General features: G+C 57.6%; 24 protein-coding genes and 1 pseudogene. 18 read left to right on the top strand and 7 right to left on the bottom strand.

Annotated elements, in window-relative coordinates; all coding sequences use genetic code 11:
• Nucleotides 1–12: 12 nt before the first annotated feature.
• Nucleotides 13–909, bottom strand: a complete 897-nt coding sequence (locus U5A08_RS08600; protein WP_253394162.1) for a LysR family transcriptional regulator — start codon at nucleotides 907–909, stop codon at nucleotides 13–15.
• A gap of 99 nt (nucleotides 910–1008) precedes the next feature.
• Between U5A08_RS08600 and U5A08_RS08595 the strand changes: the two genes are divergently transcribed.
• Nucleotides 1009–1680, top strand: coding sequence for an NADPH-dependent F420 reductase (locus U5A08_RS08595; protein WP_321851179.1), 672 nt, complete (start codon nucleotides 1009–1011; stop codon nucleotides 1678–1680).
• Nucleotides 1681–1764: 84 nt separating this feature from the next.
• On the opposite strand, the gene mqo is transcribed toward U5A08_RS08595, so the two are convergent.
• The 4 genes from mqo to U5A08_RS08575 all read right to left on the bottom strand — a co-directional run bounded on the left by mqo (nucleotide 1765) and on the right by U5A08_RS08575 (nucleotide 4845).
• A complete protein-coding gene (gene mqo, locus U5A08_RS08590; protein ID WP_321851178.1) occupies nucleotides 1765–3411 on the bottom strand; it encodes a malate dehydrogenase (quinone) in 1647 nt (548 codons plus the stop codon).
• 505 nt (nucleotides 3412–3916) lie between these two features.
• Complete coding sequence (locus U5A08_RS08585) at nucleotides 3917–4138, bottom strand: hypothetical protein (RefSeq protein ID WP_321851176.1); 222 nt, start codon at nucleotides 4136–4138, stop codon at nucleotides 3917–3919.
• 139 nt (nucleotides 4139–4277) lie between these two features.
• The gene (locus U5A08_RS08580; protein ID WP_321851175.1) at nucleotides 4278–4643 is read right to left on the bottom strand and encodes a DUF6124 family protein; all 366 of its coding nucleotides are present in this window, start codon (nucleotides 4641–4643) and stop codon (nucleotides 4278–4280) included.
• Complete coding sequence (locus U5A08_RS08575) at nucleotides 4612–4845, bottom strand: hypothetical protein (RefSeq protein ID WP_128192164.1); 234 nt, start codon at nucleotides 4843–4845, stop codon at nucleotides 4612–4614. The genes U5A08_RS08580 and U5A08_RS08575 overlap by 32 nt, the downstream gene beginning before the upstream one ends.
• A 301-nt stretch (nucleotides 4846–5146) precedes the next feature.
• Between U5A08_RS08575 and U5A08_RS08570 the strand changes: the two genes are divergently transcribed.
• The 3 genes from U5A08_RS08570 to U5A08_RS08560 all read left to right on the top strand — a co-directional run bounded on the left by U5A08_RS08570 (nucleotide 5147) and on the right by U5A08_RS08560 (nucleotide 8690).
• Entirely contained in the window at nucleotides 5147–5362 is a 216-nt protein-coding gene (locus U5A08_RS08570; RefSeq protein ID WP_321851174.1) for a hypothetical protein, read from the top strand.
• Between the two features lie 442 nt (nucleotides 5363–5804).
• Nucleotides 5805–6605 (top strand): DUF2971 domain-containing protein, encoded by an 801-nt coding sequence (locus tag U5A08_RS08565; RefSeq protein ID WP_321851173.1) that lies wholly within the window; start codon nucleotides 5805–5807, stop codon nucleotides 6603–6605.
• A gap of 1218 nt (nucleotides 6606–7823) precedes the next feature.
• Nucleotides 7824–8690: a hypothetical protein gene (locus U5A08_RS08560; protein WP_321851172.1), complete on the top strand. Its 867-nt coding sequence runs from the start codon at nucleotides 7824–7826 to the stop codon at nucleotides 8688–8690.
• An 81-nt stretch (nucleotides 8691–8771) separates the two neighbouring features.
• On the opposite strand, the gene U5A08_RS08555 is transcribed toward U5A08_RS08560, so the two are convergent.
• The gene (locus U5A08_RS08555; RefSeq protein ID WP_321851171.1) at nucleotides 8772–9821 is read right to left on the bottom strand and encodes a phage portal protein; all 1050 of its coding nucleotides are present in this window, start codon (nucleotides 9819–9821) and stop codon (nucleotides 8772–8774) included.
• A complete protein-coding gene (locus U5A08_RS08550; RefSeq protein WP_046035102.1) occupies nucleotides 9821–11578 on the bottom strand; it encodes a terminase ATPase subunit family protein in 1758 nt (585 codons plus the stop codon). Before U5A08_RS08550 ends, U5A08_RS08555 begins: the two co-directional genes overlap by 1 nt.
• A gap of 155 nt (nucleotides 11579–11733) precedes the next feature.
• Here U5A08_RS08550 and U5A08_RS08545 point away from each other — a divergent pair, with 155 nt between their 5' ends.
• The 14 genes and pseudogenes from U5A08_RS08545 (at nucleotide 11734) to U5A08_RS08480 (ending at nucleotide 19068) form a co-directional block, all read left to right on the top strand.
• Nucleotides 11734–12564 (top strand): GPO family capsid scaffolding protein, encoded by an 831-nt coding sequence (locus U5A08_RS08545; RefSeq protein WP_321851169.1) that lies wholly within the window; start codon nucleotides 11734–11736, stop codon nucleotides 12562–12564.
• Nucleotides 12565–12603: 39 nt separating this feature from the next.
• On the top strand, nucleotides 12604–13611 hold the full coding sequence (locus tag U5A08_RS08540) for a phage major capsid protein, P2 family (protein ID WP_321851167.1): 1008 nt from the start codon (nucleotides 12604–12606) through the stop codon (nucleotides 13609–13611).
• Nucleotides 13612–13614: 3 nt separating this feature from the next.
• On the top strand, nucleotides 13615–14316 hold the full coding sequence (locus U5A08_RS08535; RefSeq protein WP_321851165.1) for a phage terminase small subunit: 702 nt from the start codon (nucleotides 13615–13617) through the stop codon (nucleotides 14314–14316).
• 102 nt (nucleotides 14317–14418) lie between these two features.
• Entirely contained in the window at nucleotides 14419–14715 is a 297-nt protein-coding gene (locus tag U5A08_RS08530) for a hypothetical protein (RefSeq protein ID WP_321851163.1), read from the top strand.
• Nucleotides 14712–15173, top strand: a complete 462-nt coding sequence (locus U5A08_RS08525) for a head completion/stabilization protein (RefSeq protein WP_321851161.1) — start codon at nucleotides 14712–14714, stop codon at nucleotides 15171–15173. The genes U5A08_RS08530 and U5A08_RS08525 overlap by 4 nt, the downstream gene beginning before the upstream one ends.
• Nucleotides 15173–15385 carry a tail protein X gene (locus U5A08_RS08520; RefSeq protein WP_321851160.1) on the top strand — a complete coding sequence of 71 codons (213 nt, stop codon included), beginning with the start codon at nucleotides 15173–15175 and terminating at the stop codon, nucleotides 15383–15385. Before U5A08_RS08525 ends, U5A08_RS08520 begins: the two co-directional genes overlap by 1 nt.
• Nucleotides 15386–15430: 45 nt before the next feature.
• On the top strand, nucleotides 15431–15754 hold the full coding sequence (locus U5A08_RS08515) for a phage holin, lambda family (protein ID WP_174630454.1): 324 nt from the start codon (nucleotides 15431–15433) through the stop codon (nucleotides 15752–15754).
• A complete protein-coding gene (locus U5A08_RS08510) occupies nucleotides 15751–16593 on the top strand; it encodes an N-acetylmuramidase domain-containing protein (RefSeq protein WP_321851158.1) in 843 nt (280 codons plus the stop codon). The genes U5A08_RS08515 and U5A08_RS08510 overlap by 4 nt, the downstream gene beginning before the upstream one ends.
• On the top strand, nucleotides 16590–16793 hold the full coding sequence (locus tag U5A08_RS08505) for a hypothetical protein (RefSeq protein ID WP_321851157.1): 204 nt from the start codon (nucleotides 16590–16592) through the stop codon (nucleotides 16791–16793). The genes U5A08_RS08510 and U5A08_RS08505 overlap by 4 nt, the downstream gene beginning before the upstream one ends.
• Nucleotides 16790–17224 (top strand): annotated as a pseudogene (lysB, locus tag U5A08_RS08500) (Rz-like lysis system protein LysB); the annotation flags it as partial. The gene U5A08_RS08505 and the pseudogene lysB, both read left to right, overlap by 4 nt.
• Nucleotides 17124–17333: an Rz1-like lysis system protein LysC gene (gene lysC, locus U5A08_RS08495; protein ID WP_425262845.1), complete on the top strand. Its 210-nt coding sequence runs from the start codon at nucleotides 17124–17126 to the stop codon at nucleotides 17331–17333. The pseudogene lysB and the gene lysC, both read left to right, overlap by 101 nt.
• Nucleotides 17330–17812 carry a phage tail protein gene (locus U5A08_RS08490; RefSeq protein ID WP_321851154.1) on the top strand — a complete coding sequence of 161 codons (483 nt, stop codon included), beginning with the start codon at nucleotides 17330–17332 and terminating at the stop codon, nucleotides 17810–17812. The genes lysC and U5A08_RS08490 overlap by 4 nt, the downstream gene beginning before the upstream one ends.
• Nucleotides 17802–18260: a phage virion morphogenesis protein gene (locus U5A08_RS08485; protein ID WP_321851152.1), complete on the top strand. Its 459-nt coding sequence runs from the start codon at nucleotides 17802–17804 to the stop codon at nucleotides 18258–18260. Before U5A08_RS08490 ends, U5A08_RS08485 begins: the two co-directional genes overlap by 11 nt.
• A gap of 88 nt (nucleotides 18261–18348) precedes the next feature.
• The gene (locus U5A08_RS08480; protein WP_321851150.1) at nucleotides 18349–19068 is read left to right on the top strand and encodes a DUF4145 domain-containing protein; all 720 of its coding nucleotides are present in this window, start codon (nucleotides 18349–18351) and stop codon (nucleotides 19066–19068) included.
• Nucleotides 19069–19092 lie beyond the last annotated feature (24 nt).

Genomic DNA, 19092 nt, shown 5'->3' with positions numbered 1-19092 from the left:
TGATTTGAACGCTCAAATCGGGCCAAAGCGCTCCAGCACAGCCTCGACAAAACGCCGCAACTTGGCGGTACGCTGGCGGTTGGCGGTGTAGACCAAATGCATGGGCCGGCTCGGCGCGTCAAAGTCCGGCAGCACCCGCACCAACTCGCCCCTGGCCAGGGCCGGGCGCAGAAAATCTTCAGCTCCGAGCACAATGCCAAACCCGTCCAGTGCAGCCGACATCAAGGCCTTGCTTTCGTTGATCTGCAAACGGCTGGCAACCTGCACGGTGTGCGGGACCGAGCCCTGGTAGAACACCCACTCGCGATCCGCCGGACGTGACCAGAAGGCGTAACCCAAGCATTCATGCTGCTGAAGGTCCGCCGGCCGCAGCGGTGTGCCCCGTGCTGCCAAGTAGGCAGGCGCCGCGCAGGCCACCAGACGATACGGCGCCAGGGGTCTGGCGGTTAACCCCGTGATCGCTGGGGGGCCAATGCGGAAGGCGGCTTCGTAGCCTTCTTCTACTAGATCGACGAAACGATCGGTGAGATGCAGGTCGATGCTTACCTCGGGGTTGTCACGCAAAAACGCGGTCACCAGAGGCATCAGACTGTAGGAGCCGAAGGTCACCGGGGCGGTAATTTTCAGCTTGCCGCGTGGGGTGTCATTCATGATCTGCGCCAGGGAATCGGCGGCCTCGGCCTCCGTCAGGATATGTTTGCAACGCTCGTAGTAAGCGCTACCCAACTCCGTCAGGCTTTGCCGGCGCGTGGTGCGATTGAGCAAGCGCGCGCCCAGGCGCTGTTCCAGCGCGGCGACGTGTTTGGCCACCATCTGCGCTGACATGTTCAAACGCACCGCGGCTCGTGCGTAAGAGCCCAACTCGGCGGCGGTCACAAAGGCATTCATGCTCGAAAGACGGTCCATCATTCCCCACTCCCAGTAATAACAGCCTCGTCACAACGCTCATTTATCACCCATTGGCTACCAATCATCATAACCGCTCCCCTACTTTGCAGGAGCTAGGTCATGAAGATTGGCGTGATTGGAGCAGGTTTCATCGGGCGCGCGGTGGCCCAACTGGCGCTGGCGGCCGGGCATGAAGTGATGTTGAGCAACTCCCGTGGCCCCCAGACCATGAGCAGCGTACTCAGCGGCATTTGGGGCGTTCAAGTGGGCAGCGCGCAGGACGCGGCACAATTTGGTGACGTGGTGCTTGTGGCGATCCCCCTGGAACATTACCGCAGCGTGCCCGCGCAGTGGCTGGAAGGCAAAACAGTGATGGACGCCAACAATTACTACCCCGATCGCGACGGGCACATCCCTGAGCTGGACCGTTTCGAAACCACCACCAGCCGGCTGCTCGCCGAGCATTTGCCGCATTCGCATGTGGTGAAGGTGTTCAACGCAATCTTTGCCCCAGACCTGACGCAGGATGCCCGCCCTCACGGCGCCCCCGACCGCCGCGCACTGCCGGTGGCTGCGGATGACGCTGCGGCAAAAGCGCAAGTGATCCAGTTGCTCGATGAGCTCGGTTTTGACGCCGTGGATGCCGGTGGGCTGGATGAAAGCTGGCGGTTTGAGCGGGCCAAACCGGCCTATTGCGTTGTGCTGGACCGAGCCGGCTTGACGGCGGCGCTGGCGGCAGCCGAACGAACAGTTGAACTGCCTGCGGTGGAGCGCACCCACCCCCGCGCATAAACACGCGCCCACAAAAAGCCCGCTGAGCGTTATCGGCTCAGCGGGCTTTTTTTGACCGATCGGCCCCAGTCTCAGGGCCAGGTCTTACAGCGCCAGATCAGACGCCGGCTTGCTCGGCTCAGCCGCAGGCTTGGCAGCCTCGGCGGCCTTGGGAGCGGTCATCTGCGGAATCGCAGGTGGTGGGGTCAGTTGCAAGATACCGGCGGTGTAGGCCCATTCTTTGGCAACAGCCTCAGGACTGTCGTTCAGCTTGGTGCCATAGCTTGGCACGATCTGATGCAGTTTTTCCTGCCAGGCCGGGGTCGCCACCTTGTCCTTGAACACTTTCTGCAGCACGGTCAGCATGATCGGCGCCGCGGTCGACGCGCCTGGCGATGCGCCCAACAGGCCGGCGATGGTGTTGTCAGCGGAGCTGACCACTTCGGTGCCGAGTTTCAGCACGCCGCCCTGCTCTTCGTCACGCTTGATGATCTGCACGCGCTGACCGGCTTGCCACAGGCGCCAGTCGGATTGCTTGGCGTTCGGGAAGTACTCTTTCAGGGCGTTGTAGCGGTCGTCATCCGACAGCATCAACTGGCCAGCAAGGTACTCGACCAGCGGATATTCACGAATACCGACTTTGGTCATTGGCCAGATGTTGTGGGTGGTAGTGCTGGTCAGCAGGTCCAGGTACGAGCCTTCTTTCAGGAACTTGGTCGAGAAGGTCGCGAATGGGCCAAACAGAATCACGCGCTTGCCATCCAGCACACGGGTGTCCAGGTGCGGCACCGACATCGGTGGCGCGCCAACCGAAGCCTTACCGTAGGCCTTGGCCAGGTGCTGCTCGGCGATGGTTGGGTTATCGGTCACCAGGAACGAACCGCCAACCGGGAAGGCAGCGTAGTCCTTGGCTTCAGGAATGCCCGACTTTTGCAGCAGGTGCAGTGCACCGCCGCCCGCGCCGATGAACACGAACTTGGCGTCGGTTTCGGTCTTGCTGCCGTCTTTCAGGTTTTTGTAGCTCACACGCCACGAACCGTCGGCGTTACGGGTGATGTCCTGCACTTCGCTCGACAGTTTCAGGTCGAACTTCGGCGTGGTTTGCAGGTGAGCGACGAACTGGCGGGTGATCTCGCCGAAGTTCATGTCCGTCCCCAGCGGGCTCCAGGTGGCCGCGATTTTCTGGTTCGGGTCACGCCCTTCCATCATCAACGGAACCCACTTGGCGATCTGCGCCGGGTCTTCGGAGTACTGCATGCCGGCGAACAGCGGGCTCGCTTGCAAGGCTTCGTAACGCTTTTTCAGGAACTTGATGTTGTCATCGCCCCACACAAAGCTCATGTGCGGTGTGGAGTTGATGAACGAACGCGGGTTCTTCAGCACGCCCTGCTGGACCTGCCAGGACCAGAACTGACGGGAGATCTGGAACGCTTCGTTGATTTCGACCGCTTTCGGGATCTCAACGTTGCCGTTCTTGTCTTCCGGGGTGTAGTTCAGCTCAGCCAGGGCCGAGTGACCGGTACCGGCGTTGTTCCAGCCGTTGGAGCTTTCTTCGGCGACGCCATCGAGGCGCTCGACCATTTCCATCGACCAGCTAGGTTCCAGCTCGTTAAGCCAGACACCCAGGGTCGCACTCATGATGCCGCCGCCGATCAGCAGCACATCGACTTTCTTTGCCTCTTGCGCGTGAACGGACGTGATCCCCATCGACAAAGCCAACCCCAGCAGGGCAGTGTTTACTTTCTTAAACATCAGTAGCACCTATGATAAAACGCCATCCGCCCCACTGCCCCTGAGCCTGGCGAACCCTCGATCACACTGCGCCAGGCAACGCACCGTGGGGTTTGCACATTCATTCAAGGACCGCAGGGTGGGCACACAAGGCCGACGTATCGACCTCACTTTTATGTCCCTTCTGCGCTGACTTCTTATCATTATTGGCTTCAGCTACCTGGGCGACAGCCAGCCGCCGGGACGTATACGGGTGTACGTTCCGGAGAAAGACTAGACCAGGATGGCGCGCAGAATATCACGCCAACCGGCGCTCATGCGCTGTTTGGCTAATTGACAGCTCTAAAATAGGCGTTTTGGCAGGGCTGACCGGGGTGAGTGTCAAGCCTGACAGACGCGACCTGAAGTCACAGGCATAGCTATTTGATAGCATGCAGCTTCACGCGCCGGGGCCCTCATGTGGGAGGAGGCTTGCTCCCGATAGCGGCGGTTCAATCAACACATCCCTGACTGCCCCACCACCTCATCAGTCATCCTGCAACAACCCCGAACCGTACTCACCATAACGACTCCCCAGCCCACTGCCGCCAAAATTCATCTTGGCGGCCTTGTTCGGGCTGTGGTCACCAAACGCCTGGCATCCGCCTGAAAAGCAAGGGTCGCGACTCACGCCCGACGAATCCGACGAACAAGCGCTCAACAGCAACGCGCCGGCGATCATCACGACTTTGACAAGCTTCGAGATCATTTTTTCAGTTCCCTGTGGGTTCGGGGGTTTCCCATAGAGATGATCGTAGGCCTCAACGGCACAGGGAATGATGAAACTTCGCCGGAAGACAGAATGGGTTCAGGTTGCCGCCTTGGGGTAAGGCGGCGGAGGTCGATTGTCAGGCTGTAGCCGGGCTGATGACACGGGCGACTTGGTCCTGGGCTCGGTCAACGAGTAGCGCGCTCAGGTCGATCAGTTGCTGAATACCCAAGACAATGGCGCGCTGGGAGCCGTCGAGGTTAAAAGCCACGGTAGCGGCCATTTCGCTGGCGGACGCGAGGTTTTCGGAGGCGTTGGCCAGGAGGGTTTCGGTGTCTATGTCGGGGCTGACGAGGAATAGGTTGTGGGTTGGGTGTTCGTCAGGCGCATTGTCGGTGGATTGAGGCAAGTCACGAGCAATGGCACATTGAGCTGTGGCGTGAAGCTTGGTATCGACGGGCGAAGGGTCGCGATCAATAGAGCGACTGGGCGTGTTGCTGTGCATGGGCGAAGCTCCAAATAGTGACGGGAGTTAAAACGCCTTTAGCGATACGGACTTCCACCTCCGGCCGCTGGATTGGCAGCGGCTTGAGGAGGTTAGCGGCGGGAGGTTTGAGGAGCAAGTCGAGAAGAATGCGGGATATTTCACCGATATTCCTGGCATATTCCACACATGGCAACGCCCCGCTCGAAGTGGTGAAGAGCACGGTATACACCTCCCCGACACCTAAGAAACATCCCCGATAAACTACGCCATTCGCCTCGTTGACTCAGATTGCCAATGTCCCTACAGACAGGTCCACTTTCCCGCAGTTTCTCTGTCGCGCCGATGATGGATTGGACCTGCTAATTCCACAGACCTTTCAGTACGTGCCTTGTAGCGCACCATAAAAAACCCAGTACCACTTTTTTACCACTGCCCCTGCCAAGCACGACAGCTCTTCCCACCTATCAGCTCCGCGCATATCCGCTGCTATGCTTCAAGCTTTACGAACCAGGGCGATATTGATGGCGAACGAATACTCACTGGCGGATGTGCTGGAAAGGATGTATGAGAACCAACTGGCATTAGAGGCGGCAATAATGGAGCTTGTGTTGTGGACAGAGGAGCGTGGTGAATTGACGACTGGTGGGAACGTCCGCGGCTCTCTTCACACGCTTGGTGAGAATGCAGGTCACATCAAACAAGGGTTAGCCAGGCTGAAGAAGCAGGATCTCCCATAAATAAATTTACCGACAAGGCAGATAGAGCTATCAGACGTATCGTGCGTTCGAATCTCTCCTTCACCGCCAAATTAATAAAACGCAAGCCACTGATTTTACTAGAGAAATTCTAGTGCTTACGGTTTTTTGCGTCAAAAAAAACAGCCCCATGGGACCACCATGGGACTGGCGCTCTATTCTGGTGCGGAAGCTAAGTCTGAATCATGATCCTGGGAACCCAGTTTCACCTGGCCGCCGACGACCTTACCGATGGAGGTGTATCTCCAACCAACAGTGGCGAAGTCGCGTCTCTTTTAAATTGCGACATGCATCAATGAACATACGCCCGGTAGTGCTTGTAGAATCACCACAAGGCAACAAGCTAAAGGAAAATATTTCGATAGCAATGTCCTGACAAGGCTAATATTACGAAAGCGATTGATATTTTTTATAAGGAGGGCAAATGCCAGCGACTTTAGTGGGGGACCTAGCAGGCGAAGAGGTTATTTGGCGATACATAACGCTTGATAGACTCATTAATATTTTAGATGATAAAGCGCTATTTATGGCTAGTTTAGGAACATATAGCGCAAGCGATCCTTATGAAGGGTATCCTCCACCTGACGTTCTTAAACTCGTCAAAGATAACTGCCCGCCTTCCATGAATTGTTCAAATGCCGATAGCGGGCCTCAAGATCTAAGCAATTTTAGGGTCTTTGCGAAAAGATTGTTTCAGTCGAGAGTAGTGTCCTGCTGGTATCAAGGTGATGATGAATCTGAAGCAATGTGGAAGCTCTATGGCGATACTGGAAAAGCAGTAGCAATCCGCACAACGGTTGGGAAACTTGCAAATGCACTTGGTGCTGAATTCGACGGTAAGATTGCGAGGGTTCGATACATCAGTTATACGCACACGACGCAAACGGAATTCGATGCAGTGATGAGCGCGTATGACCAGAAAGCGTTTCTTGATCCTATTTATAAGAGAAAGTCCTATGCTCATGAAAGGGAAGTGAGGGCATATATGCAAATTAAAGGGGCTAAGCTAGATGATCTTGAAACATTTAAGCCGCACACAGCTCCGATTGATTGTGTCTCTCTGATTGATGAAATCGTAGTTTCGCCATTTTGCAGTGCTTCATATGTTAGAGCAGCTAAGGCTGTTGCTAGACAATTTGGATTCGAAGACAGGGTTAGGCAATCAACTTTACTTTCTGACCTTGAGCCGATTTATTCGAGGATCGAATCGTCTAGGGATTGCTGATGCGTCTGCCGCAATTCGACACTAGAAGTGTCTCGATCGACGAGCGAGGGATGATGCTGAACCTCGACTGCAGGTAGACATAACGCGCCCTATGTTCAATAGCCCCCCACATCAAGGCCCGCTCCGGCGGGCTTTTTTGCATCCGATGGAAACCAGACTCCGGCAGGCTGGTCTACCATCACCGCTGCGCTTGGTCTGAGCGTGCTTGCTAAGAAAAGAGACTTGTCGATACCCATCACCGCACGGCAGATGAATGCGCTAAAGGCGCTGCAGCGCCTTGGTCGGGCCGACAAAAACCATATCCGCATGGTTGCGCCACGGTACTTATCGCCATTGCCTGTCGCCCCCAATCCCAACCCCCCATGTAAACGTCAATGTCTGACGCTGTGTGAGTGAGAGTGCGGGCGCGTGAACGTAAAGGTCGTAAGTACTGCGTAATTTCGCACGAAGGCTCAAAAACGGCCCGCCCTAGGCACCTCTCGCGTTTTCATGTTGACCCACGGGAAAGAGGTTAGGAGGGTTAGTTTTTTGCAGAGCGCCCTGAAAGCCTTGTTTGTTATGGCTTTTCGAGGGGTTGACAAGGTTAGCTTTTCGGTTAGGTCTGGTTATTTCCTAACCTTTATTAGTGTTAATTATTCAATATGTAAATTCCTTTAAAAACATGTACTTACGAATTACTAACCTTTAACCTAACCCAACCTAACCCATCAAAGTTAGGTCTCAAGCCCAACAAACACGGGCCTTCCAAGTCACAACACCCCCCTCAAAAAAAAACTAACCTTTTTCCCGAGGCACCTACTGAATTCAGTAGGTCTGTGCGTGCTTATAATCGTTGCGAAAAACATCAACCCTCGCAGCGTTCCGCAGGTTTCTACCCCCTCCAAAACGCCAAGCACGCGCCCAGCCTGAGCCGCCGAGAGTGGTGCGCAGGGGCGCAGAAAAAACGACCCATTTAGCCCGCAGGCGAGGTGGGGGGACGACGGCGCGCGCCAGATTAGAAAGAAGACAGCACCGGCTGAAGCGCACCAATACGGTGCGCCGCGATACCAAAAAGCGTGGGGATGATTGAAGGGTATAGGGAAGAAAAGTTCTAGGCAGGTATCCATTGATTCACCCACTACCGTATCCTCTGGGTGGAAGTGGCAGGCATTAGTCTTACATTCCTTGCGACATTGATTTAAAAGACAATCACTAAGAATCTTCTTTAAAGGACTAACTATGAAACCTGAAGAGGCTTGTACTAGTAGAAATATCCCGCTACCTATACAGAGGGAAGTTAGGCAGCGATGTGGGTTTGGCTGTGTAATTTGCGGTCTACCGCTTTACGAATATGAACATATGGAGGAATGGGCAACGGTAAAAAGGCACATCGCAGACGAAATAACACTTCTATGTGATCAGCACCACCGTGAAAAGACTGCTGGCTTGCTACCTAAATCAGTAGTAACAGCCGCAAACCAAAACCCATACAACTTTAAAGATGGAGTAAAGAAGCCCTACAATCTTCACTTTTCTGACAAGGAGGCCGAAATAATTGTAGGCGGCAATTCATTTACTTGCCAGGACGCGGGGCACGGCACGGTCATGATACCGGTGATGGTAGATAAGATCCCCCTAGTAGGTTTTATACTTACTGACGGCCACCTACTATTGAATCTAGTGTTATTTGATGAATTCAATCAAAAAATACTACACATAAAAAATAATCAACTTTTTTACACAACCATCCCATGGGACATTCAGCTCATAGGCACTACATTAACCATCAGAGAGGCACACAGAAAAATACTATTAGAAGTTGAGTTCTCCCCACCAAATAAAGTAAAAATCAACAAAGGTCGTTTTCTTTGCAATGGAGTTGAAATACTTATCCGGCCCGGCAACCTCCTGATCACAAATAATTTATTTAATATTAGTAACTGTCACGCGCACAACTGCCACGGAGGACTGATAATCGGCCAAGCCGACGTCGGACTCTCAGGATTTATGGCAATAAATTCTATTTCCCGATACAACTTCGATAGAGCTGAAGCGTTAGCCTTCGAAAGAGAGTGTCAAATATCCGACCAAGAAAAAGAGCTATAAGCATCTAACCCTGTTAAGCGGGGCCACACCCCGCTGAGGACAAATAAATATAATGATACTACCTAGTATCAGCGCAGCTCGTCAGATCTCCCCCGCAAGTTCATAGGGTTTAAACCTAACCACTTCCTCCCCGAGCCAGTCATTCACCTGCGCCATACGAGCCTGAATCGGCTCCAGCTCATTGGCCGCATAGATCTGCGCCGCCTCCCTGATCGACCCAAACCCGCCCGCGTTCTGCGGCACGATGCCCATCAGTTGCGGCGGAATACGCAAGCTGGCCAACACGTCGTCGCGGGTCTGGTTTTTGATCGAGTTGAATTCGTCCTTGGCCGTCACTTCGCTGACCGGGATGATCTGCAACCCGTCCTTTTTGCCGTTCGGCGAGTACACGAACAGGTTGCGGAAGTTGCCAGGCCCCTTGGAATCCTTGAGCGCTTTTCGCAAGGAGTCGACGTCCGCTTCGTTCTGCGCGGCGTCGGTCATGTAGAGGATGAAGCCAGCATGACTGCCGTTCTCGTAATACTTGCGCCGAAAGAGCGTGGCCGACTCGTTCAGCAATGCCGACTGCAAGGCGCTGATCCACTCAGGCAGGCCGTACACTTCCTGGTGCAGATCCGCCTCCCGCAGATGGAAAACGGTGCCCGGTTCAAATTCGTGCTCTTCCTTCCAGCCCTGGACCATGAACTGCCGGCCATCCTTGCCCGAGCGCATGTACTTCGCCAGCGGAGGCACCAGCTCGCGCACCGGGCCGAGCATCGAGCGCCGCCCTTCCAGATAGCCGTTGCCCAGGCACAGAAAGTCCAGGGCGAACTGTTCGAACGCCGCGCGCGACAACAGCCGGTGCGGGATAAAGGTCTTGCTCAACAGGTTGCGTTTGAACATCAGCCCCGAATGCAGATGCACGCTGGACCCGACCGACCGCGCCAGACCGTCCAGCGACAGCGGCGGCTCGTACCAGCGCCCGTTAAACCAGCACTCGAGATAATCGAACACCTCCCGGCCGCTCAGCACCGGTGACGGGTCGCCAAAACTGAACGCCTCCATCTTGGTGTCACTGCGCGGGATAAATTCCTGCGTCGCCACGACGGGCGCCTGGGCCAACTGCTTGGTATTTCTGCGGCGGTTCGACATCAAAAAATCTCCATTCGCCCGGTGTTGGCAGTGGTCTGCCCCTCCAGCGGTTCGTTGTGCAATGCGTGAAAGAGCGCCCATGCCAGGTCGGCGTGGCCGGTGTTGTCGTTGCGGCCGGCGGTGTAGGTGAATTGGCGGCCGCCTGCGGTGATGGTTTTGCGGATCGCCATCAGCGACTGCGCCATGTCGGTCCAGCCGGCGTCAAACTCCAGCCGGCCCCGGTGGATCACGTCGTAGGCCTTCAGCACCAGGCGGGTCTTAACCTCGGGCGAGTAGCTGAACGTGGTGACGTTGGGGAAAAATTGGCGCACCAGCTGCGCCACGCCGCTGCCCAGGCCGGTGACGTCGATCCCGATGTACGTCACCCAGTAGCGGTCGCAGACGGCCTTGATCACGCTGGCCTGCGCCGCGAAGTCCATGCCTCGGAACTGGTGACGTTCCAACACTCGGAACTTGCCCCCTGGCACCAGCGGCGGCGCGACCACCACCAGGCCCGAGCAATCGCCGGTTTCCGCCGGGTCATAGCCCACCCACACCTGACGGTCGCCAAACGGCCGCATGGCAAACGGCTTGTAGTCCTCGGCCCACTCGACCCAACTGTCGACCATGCACGGCTGCAACACCGTCAACGGAAAGATGCTCGCACCGTCGTCGACGAACTCGCACATCAGCAGGTTGGCGAACGCCTCGGGGCTGTACTCGCGGCGCAGCTCTTCAATGTCGAACAGGTCGCAACCACCCTGCTCCGCGTCGAGGATGGTGACGATCTGGCGCCACAACCGGTCCTCGCAGAACCGGCCTTGCTGGAGTGCGCCATGGGAAACATCGACCTTGGTGTGTTGCGCCGCCGGTTTGCCCTTGTTGAAGCGCTCACCCGTCCAGAATGTGTAGGCTTCGTGAGCCATGGTCGAGGGCGTGGAGAAGTAGGTTTTTCTCCACTTCTTGTGCATCGCCATCCCCGACGCAACCTTGTTCAGCTCCTCAAACTTGAACGTCCAGAAGAACTCGTCGAAGTAGAAATTGCCGTGGTAGCCCTGGGCGGTGCGCGCATTGGTCCCGAGGAAGAACAGCTCGGCGCCGTTCGGCAGGACGATGGGATCACCGGTCAGCTCGACGCCGATGACCTCGCGGGCAAACGCCTGGATGTACCCGCGAAACAGATAAGCCTGGTTCTTCGACGCCGACAGGAAGATCTGATTGCGCCCGGTCTCCAGCGCATCAATGAACGCCTCGCGGGCAAAATAGTAAGTGGCGCCGATCTGTCGGCTCTTGAGGATGACGCGGGTGCGCTGATTGCCCGCCCGGTGCCAGTCTTTCTGGTAGTCGAAGCACCCGTCGATAAACGCTTCGCGCAGCAGCTCGATCTGGTCTTCGCTGATGTCATTTTTCGGCGTTTTCTTCTTCGGCCCCTCGTTGCGCTTGGCAAGGTTGGGGTTGAGTTCGGTTTCGGTACCGCCGCCTTGAAAGCGCTGGATTCTGGCCTGGCGCTCCAACTGCCGGTGCAGCAGGTCGATCTCTTTGAAATCGCCGCCGCTCTTGCCTTCCTTGAGGATCAGTTGCACCAGCCGCGCTTCCAACGCCCCGCCGATTCGCTCGACGTTATCTGCCCGGTCCCACTCGTCGCGGGCCTTCCAGCTGTGTAGCGTTTTTTCCTTTTCGCCCGTAGCCTCGGCAATCTCGCAGATGCGCCAACCCATCCAATACAGAAACTTGGATTGTCGTCGGGGATCGATTGGGAGCAGTTCAGTCGTAGTCATGGCCGCGATGCTGCCGCCCGCGCTTGCGAGTCAGTAGCGCCGCCCCTTGTAGTCCCGCTCTCTACAATCCCGCCCCGTTGCCGCAACTCGCGCGCGTCACGACCATGCCCCTCATTGCAACGCACTTAGCGCCCAACGCATTGAGGATTCCCGGCATGAAGAAATTTCGCAGCAATTGGTTCCGCGTCGCCGTCGAGGGCGCTACCTCCGACAAGCGCACCATCAAACGCAGCTGGCTGGAACAGGCCGCGAAGAACTTCAACCCGTCCACCTATGGCGCCCGTATCTGGCTGGAGCATTTCCGCAGCCTGCTGCCCGACAGCCCCTTCAAAGCCTACGGCGACGTGCTCGCGGTCAAGACCGAAGAAGTGGAAATCAACGGTGCGAAAAAACTGGCCCTGTTCGCCCAGGTCGAACCGACGCCCGATCTGATCGCCATGAACAAGGCCAAGCAGAAGATTTATACCTCGATCGAAATCGACGACAGCTTCTCGGACACCGGCGAGGCCTACATCGTCGGCCTGGCGGTGACCGACTCCCCGGCCAGCCTGGGCACCGACGTACTGTCTTTCTCTGCGCAGAAGCCCGAATCCAGCCCATTCAAAGACCGCCACTATTCCGCGACGTCGATGTTCACCGAGGCGGTGGAAACCGAGCTGCAGTTTGAGGAAATCGAGGACAAGCCCAGCCTCGGCGCCCAGCTTTTCAGCAAGGTGCAGGCGCTCTTGGGCGGCAAACAGGCGAAGGACGATGCCGAATTCGCTCAGATGGGCCAGGCCGTGGAAGCGATTGCCGACCACGTCAAAGACCTGCCCGACCAACTGGCCGCTGAGAAGAAATTCTTCGGCGAGCTGAATACCAAGGTTGAGCAGCTCAGCAAAGACTTGGTCGATCTGAAAACCACCCTCGGCAAGACCCAAGACCACTCCCAAACCCAGCGCCCACCGGTAACCGGCGGCGGCAAACAAGCCCTGGCTGAGTTCTGACCTGCGGCCTTCACGCCCAGCCCAATATCGGAGATACCCATGCGTAACGACACTCGAAAACTCTTCACTGGCTACCTCACACAGGTTGCACAGCTCAACGGCATCGAATCGGCAACCGCCACGTTCAGCGTTGACCCAACTATCCAGCAACGCTTGGAAACCAAGATTCAGGAATCGAGCGAGTTCCTGACCAAGGTCAACGTCATCGGCGTCGACGAACAGGAAGGCGACAAAGTCGGCTTGGGCGTTGGAGGTACCGTTGCCAGCCGTACCAACACCAAGGTCAAGAAGCGTGAACCGAGCAGCATTGGCACCCTGTCCAGCGACAAATACCGGGCCGAACAAACCGACTTCGATACCTTCGTCAGCTACAAACAACTCGACGCCTGGGCCAAGTTCCCGGACTTCCAAACCCGCCTGTCCAGCGCCATTGCTCAACGCCAGGCGCTCGACCGCATCCAGATTGGTTTCTATGGCGTTTCGGCGGCAGAGCAAACCGACCGCACGGCGCACCCGCTGTTGGAAGACGTCAACATCGGCTGGCTCCAGCAGTACCGCACCCACGCACCCGACCGCGTGCTGAAGGAAGGCGCGGTCGCCGGCAAGATCACCATCGGCAAAACCGGCGACTTCAAAAACATCGACGCCCTGGTCTACGACGCCATCCAATTGCTCGACCCTTGGTATCGCCGCAACCCTGGCCTGGTGGTGATGACCGGCCGCGAGCTGGTCCACGACAAGTTCTTGGCCCTGGTCAACAAGGACCAGGACGCGACCAACACCCTGGCAAGCGACCTGATCATCTCGCAACGCCGCGTCGGTGGCCTGCCGCTGTATGAGGTGCCGTACATCCCTGAAGGCACGATCCTCATCACTACTTTCGCCAACCTGTCGGTGTACTGGCAGATCGGCGCCCGTCGCCGCTACCTCAAGGAAGAACCGGAGTGGAACCGCGTCTCCAACTTCGAATCGTCGAACGAGGCCTATGTGGTTGAGGAATACGGCCTCGGATGCCTGCTGGAAAACATCACTCCGGTCGAGGGTTAACCCATGGCACTCAGCATCGCCCAAGCCCACCAACGCCGCGCTCGCGCGGCAATGGAAGCGGCCAAAACGGCGCCGCAGCAGTCTATGGCCGGTGCCACCGCCTACGAGCATCAGTTGAATCAGTTGCTGCAGGACCGGCTGCGCTTGAAAGCCATCCAGTCCAACGAAGGCAAGGCCGCGCTCAAGCTGCAACTGCTGCCCGAGTACATCCCGTATGTCGAGGGTGTGCTTGAAGCCGGCAACGGTGCCCAAGACGACGTCATGACCACCGTCATGGTCTGGCGCATTGACGTCGAGGATTACAGCGGCGCCCTGGATATTGCCGACTACGTGCTCAAGCACAAGCTGATCATGCCCGACCGTTTTGAGCGCACCACCGGTTGCCTGGTGGCGGAGGAAATTGCGACCGCTGCACTGAAAGCCCAGAAGGCCAACGGCAGTTTCGACCTGGGCATCTTGCACCGCACCGTCGAGCTGACCGAAGCCGAAGACATGCCGGATCAGGCCCGCGCCAAGCTGTTCCTGGCAACGGGCCGCGCGACATTGCATGGCATCACCGCCGAAGAGCCAGGCCAGCCCGGACAGATTCAAGCCGGTATCGACCTGCTCAAACGCGCCATCGAGTTACACGACGGCTGCGGCGGCAAGAAGGATTTGGACGGCGCCGAACGCCTCCTGAAAAAACACGCTGCCCCCAGCAGCTAACCGAGCGTCCCCACGCACCCCGCCGGCTCGGGGCGGATCGGCCAGGCCGCTCCTCCTGAACGTGAAGCCCCGACCACCGGCGACCTATTTTCGAGTGCAGTCATGAACACCGCCTTTGCCAGCCTCTACCAGAGTGATTTCACTCCTACGGAATCCGAAAGGCGCCTGTCTGCTGCGGCTGAACGGTACATAGCCGAGACAGAGGCTTATGACCGCACCGTCTGCACTGGCCCAATCAAACACGGCGCCATCATGCCGGCCAATGCGCATGAGCATAGCCTTGCAAATCGCAACGCCATGCGCGCAATGGACCGTCTCTGTACGCAACACCCCGAATTCACCAGGAAGCAGATCCTGCGCGAAGTTTCCAAAGCAGAAAGCAGAGGACTTTCCCTGTGAGCGCATTTGTAGCCAGCGGCACCGTCGACAGCGGCCATATCAACACCGACCCGTTTTGGCCGTCGATTGACCTAGACGGCTTGCGCGCCACCCTGCGCATCGACGGCAGCGTCACCCCGGCCCGCCTGGAAACCGCCGTGATCGCCGCCGCAATCAACCTCAACAACGAACTGAGCGAATGGCGAACCGCGCAACAAGCCGCTGGCTACGCCACCCTGGTCGAGGTGCCGGGTGATCGCATCAAGGACGTGTCGGTAAAGGTCCACCTCTACCGCCGCGCGATCGAGGCCGGAACCGGTGCCGAAGTCTGCGAGCGCTACCGCGACTACAGCGCGACCAACACCGGCAGCGACAAAGCGGAAGCCCTCACCCCGAACATCGACGATTACCGCCGCGACCTGCGCTGGGCTGTGCGCGACTTCCTCGGCCGCACCCGCACCACCGTGGAGCTGATCTGATGTCCGTCGCCGTCCGCGCCAATCAAAACGACACCGTCGACGCCCTCTGCTGGCGGCACTACGGCCGCACCGCTGGCGTCACCGAGGCCGTGCTTGAAGCCAACCCCGGCCTGGCCGACCACGGTCCAATCTTGCCGCAAGGCCTTGTCGTCAACATGCCCGAAGCCCAAACCAGCGCGCCCCAACGGCAGATGGTGAACCTATGGGACTGACACCGCAGCACCAAGCCCTTGAACCCACCAACCCTGGACAACGGAATGAAGCGCATGCCTGAACGTCCCGACACCTGGGCCTGGCTCGCCGCCTGGCTCGAACAGAACTGGCCGACTCTTTACGCCGGAGTCCTCGCCTTGATCATCGCGGCCCTGCGGATCATGTACGGCGGCGGCACCCTGCGCCGCATGCTGATCGAGGCCCCGCTGTGCGGCACGCTGGCCCTGGCCGCGAGCCATGGCCTGGCCCTGCTTGGCATTCCGACATCCACCGCGCCGTTTTTCGGTGGGGTCATCGGGCTGCTCGGCGTTGAAGGTACCCGCGCGGCGGCCAAGAGGTTTTTCAACCGTAAGGTGGAGCAGCTATGACCACTCTTCGCCACGGCGACCGCTCGCAAGCGGTGCTGATCCTGCAAAAAAACCTCAACCGGCACGGCGCCAACCTCGTGCCGGACGGTGATTACGGCGACACCACTGAAGCCGCCGTCCGCGCCTATCAGGTCAAAGTCGGCCTGGTAGCCGATGGCATCGCCGGCACCAAGACCCAAACCAGTCTGGCCGGTGGCGACTGCGCCGCTCTGTTGCGCAACCACGATCTGGTGGTCGCTGCCGAACGCCTCGGCATAACGCTTGCGGCCATCTACGCGGTCAACGAAGTGGAATCCAAGGGCAAGGGCTTTCTCGACAACGGCAAGCCGGTGATCCTGTTCGAACGGCACATCATGTACCGCCAGCTCGCCACGGCCCGAAACGCAGGCGATAACACGGCCGAACTCAAGCGACACGCCGACCAGCTCGCCACCGCCAACCCTGCCCTGGTCAACCCAAAACCCGGCGGATACATCGGCGGTACCGCCGAACACCAGCGCCTGGCCATGGCCCGCTTGATCGACGACACCGCCGCGCTGGAGTCGGCTTCCTGGGGCGCGTTCCAGATCATGGGCTTCCACTGGAAGCACCTCGGCTATGCCAGTGTGCAGGCGTTCGTGGCCGCGATGAGTGCCGGCGAATCGCAGCAGTTCGACGCCTTCACTCGCTTTATCGAGACCGACCCAGCGCTACACAAGGCCCTGAAAGCCCGCAAGTGGGCCGAATTCGCCAAGCTCTACAACGGGCCTGACTATCTGCGGAATCTCTACGACACCAAGCTCCAGCGCGCCTACGAGCGGCACGCCGGCTGCGAGTGCGGACAAGGGGTGGCGGCATGATCGACTTCGAAGCGTTGCAAAAACTACGGGTGCAGGACGGTGACCTGCTGGTGGTGCCGGAGTCGACCGAACAGGACGACATGGAGCTGTTGGCTGAGGCCATCCAGTTGATGAACGGCGCGAGGGCCGTGATCGTGCGTGGGCCCATCAAGCAGCTCGACTCCGCAGCGATGAACAAACTCGGCTGGTACCGCGCGTGAGTACCTTGCGCCAGGCCCTGTACGGCATGGCCCTGCTCGGCGCCCTGGCGCTGCTGATCTGGGGCCAGCAACAGCGCATCGACGTCGCCGAAAGCCAAGCCGAGCTGGCAAACGCTACGGCCAAGACCGCCCGCGAAGACGCCGACCGCAACCTGCGGACCGCTAACACCCTCACTGCCACCCTGAAACAGGAACGCGACGCACAGAGCACCCTGCGCGCCCAGCAGGATCAACTGCACCAGAGCCTGGCGAAACGCGAGCGAACCATAGAGGAGCTGAAACGTGAAAACGACGAACTACGCAACTGGGCTGCTCAGCCTTTGCCTGACGCTGCTCGCCGGCTGCGCGAGCGCCCCGCCCTCACCGGCGCCGCAGCTTACCGTGACTGGCTGTCCGGCCGTGGTGCCGTGCCACCTGCCAGCGACCAGCCCCCTAAACAACGGTGACCTACTGACCGACGAAGACCACGTCGAAGCCGCCTGGGCTGACTGCGCGGCGCAGGTCGACATGGTCTACAAACACCAGCAGGCCACCCCATGAACAAGCCCGAAAGTCTGCGCGCTCACCTTCTGGCCACAGTGGCCGAGTTCAAGCACAACCCCGACCGCCTGCTGATCTTCATCGACAACGGCAAGGTCCGTTGCACCGCTGCCCACACCCTGTCGTTTGAATACAGCTTTGATCTGCAGATCATCCTCACCGAGTTCGCCGGCCATCCCGACAGTGTAATCCTGCCGATCCTTGGCTGGCTCAGCGTCAACCAATCCGAACTGCTGGAGAACCTCGACAAGGTCAAGGCCGGCATCCAGTTCGAAGCCGACATCCTCGACAAGAACAAAGTGGACCTCAGCCTAACCCTGCCGCTCACAGAGCGGGTGGTGGTCGGAAAAGATGACCAGGGCAACACCACTGTCAAACACCCGAACGAACCGCAGCGAGTAGCGGGCTACCTCGATCCGAACTGGAAGCCCGGTGCCCTGGGCAATACCAGTGAATGGATAGTGCCTGATGGCAAATAGCCTAGAAGCGCTGGAGACCTGGGCGGCGGTGCTACTGGATCGGCTGGAGCCAGGGGAGCGCAGCAAACTTGCCCGGAGTATTGGGCAGGAGTTGCGGCGCAGTCAGCAAAAGCGAGTAATTGCGCAGGAAAATCCGGACGGGAGCAAATTTGCGCCGCGTAAGCAGCGGAACCTGCGGGGGAAACAGGGGCGTATTCGGCGAAAGCTGGCGATGTTCAAGAAGCTGCGGACCGCTTCATACCTGAAGCTCCGTGGGGATAGCAACTCGGTTACGGTGGGGTTTACCGGGCGTATCGCCCGGATTGCAAGGGTTCATCAGTATGGTTTGAAGGATCGGGCGGAGCATGGTGCTCCCGATGTACGTTATGAACAGCGGGAGGTGCTGGGCTTTACGGATTCAGACCTCGATATGATTCGAGACAGCTTGCTCAGTCATTTATCTGCGTAGACGCCAAAGCATTACAGGTGTAAAAACGCATCAAAAGTTCAGCTCACAGCAGGACAAGACTTAAGCCGGATAGAATGGAGTTTTTCAGATGACAGATACTTTCCGTGCACACTGCCCTAGATGTGATGGAGAAAGAGTCTGCATCATTCATGGTGCGTTCGATCAGCCATGGCATGTGAAAGACGCTAGAAACTATACGGAAGGGCAAGTAGATCACAAGCTAGTCCAGTGCGCCGGTTGCGAAACGGTCTTTTATCACAAAAGCAGTTGGGACTCTGAAGATTGCGACTACGACTATCATCCTGTAACTGGAGAACCCATTTCTGCTCATCCAAGAACAATTGAAACCTACCCAATTCCAGAAAAGAAAAGCCAAAAGCCTGACTGGATCTGGAGCATTGGACAAATAGACCCGCAGCTCTACAGAATTCTGGATGAAACCTATAAGGCTCATGAAGTTAATTCTTTCATACTTGCTTCGGTCGGACTGAGGACTGCCTTTGATCGAGTTACTGATTTTCTAAAAATAGATGCAAGTCTTTCGCTAGAAGAAAAAGTAGCAGAATTACTAGCAAATGGTTTTATTGGTGAGACCGAAGCTAATACTCTGCGTGTTGTCACCGACGCAGGAAGTGCTGCGGCTCATCGCGGGTGGGCACCAGATCAAAAGGCGTTCAAAGTATTAATTGCAACTCTTGAGCAATTTATATATCGCGTAGTCGTCACAGGCAAAGCCGCTCTTGATTTGACCGGCGAAATTCCTGCTCGTCCGCGCCGCCCCAAAAAGCAACCAAAACCAACGACGTAATCAACTTGTACTGCCCCGCATTAC

The sequence above is a fragment of the Pseudomonas paraveronii genome (assembly GCF_963681955.1).
GTDB lineage: Bacteria > Pseudomonadota > Gammaproteobacteria > Pseudomonadales > Pseudomonadaceae > Aquipseudomonas > Aquipseudomonas paraveronii.
Note: the sequence above shows the minus strand (reverse complement) of the source record. Positions and strands in the feature narration are given on the sequence as shown.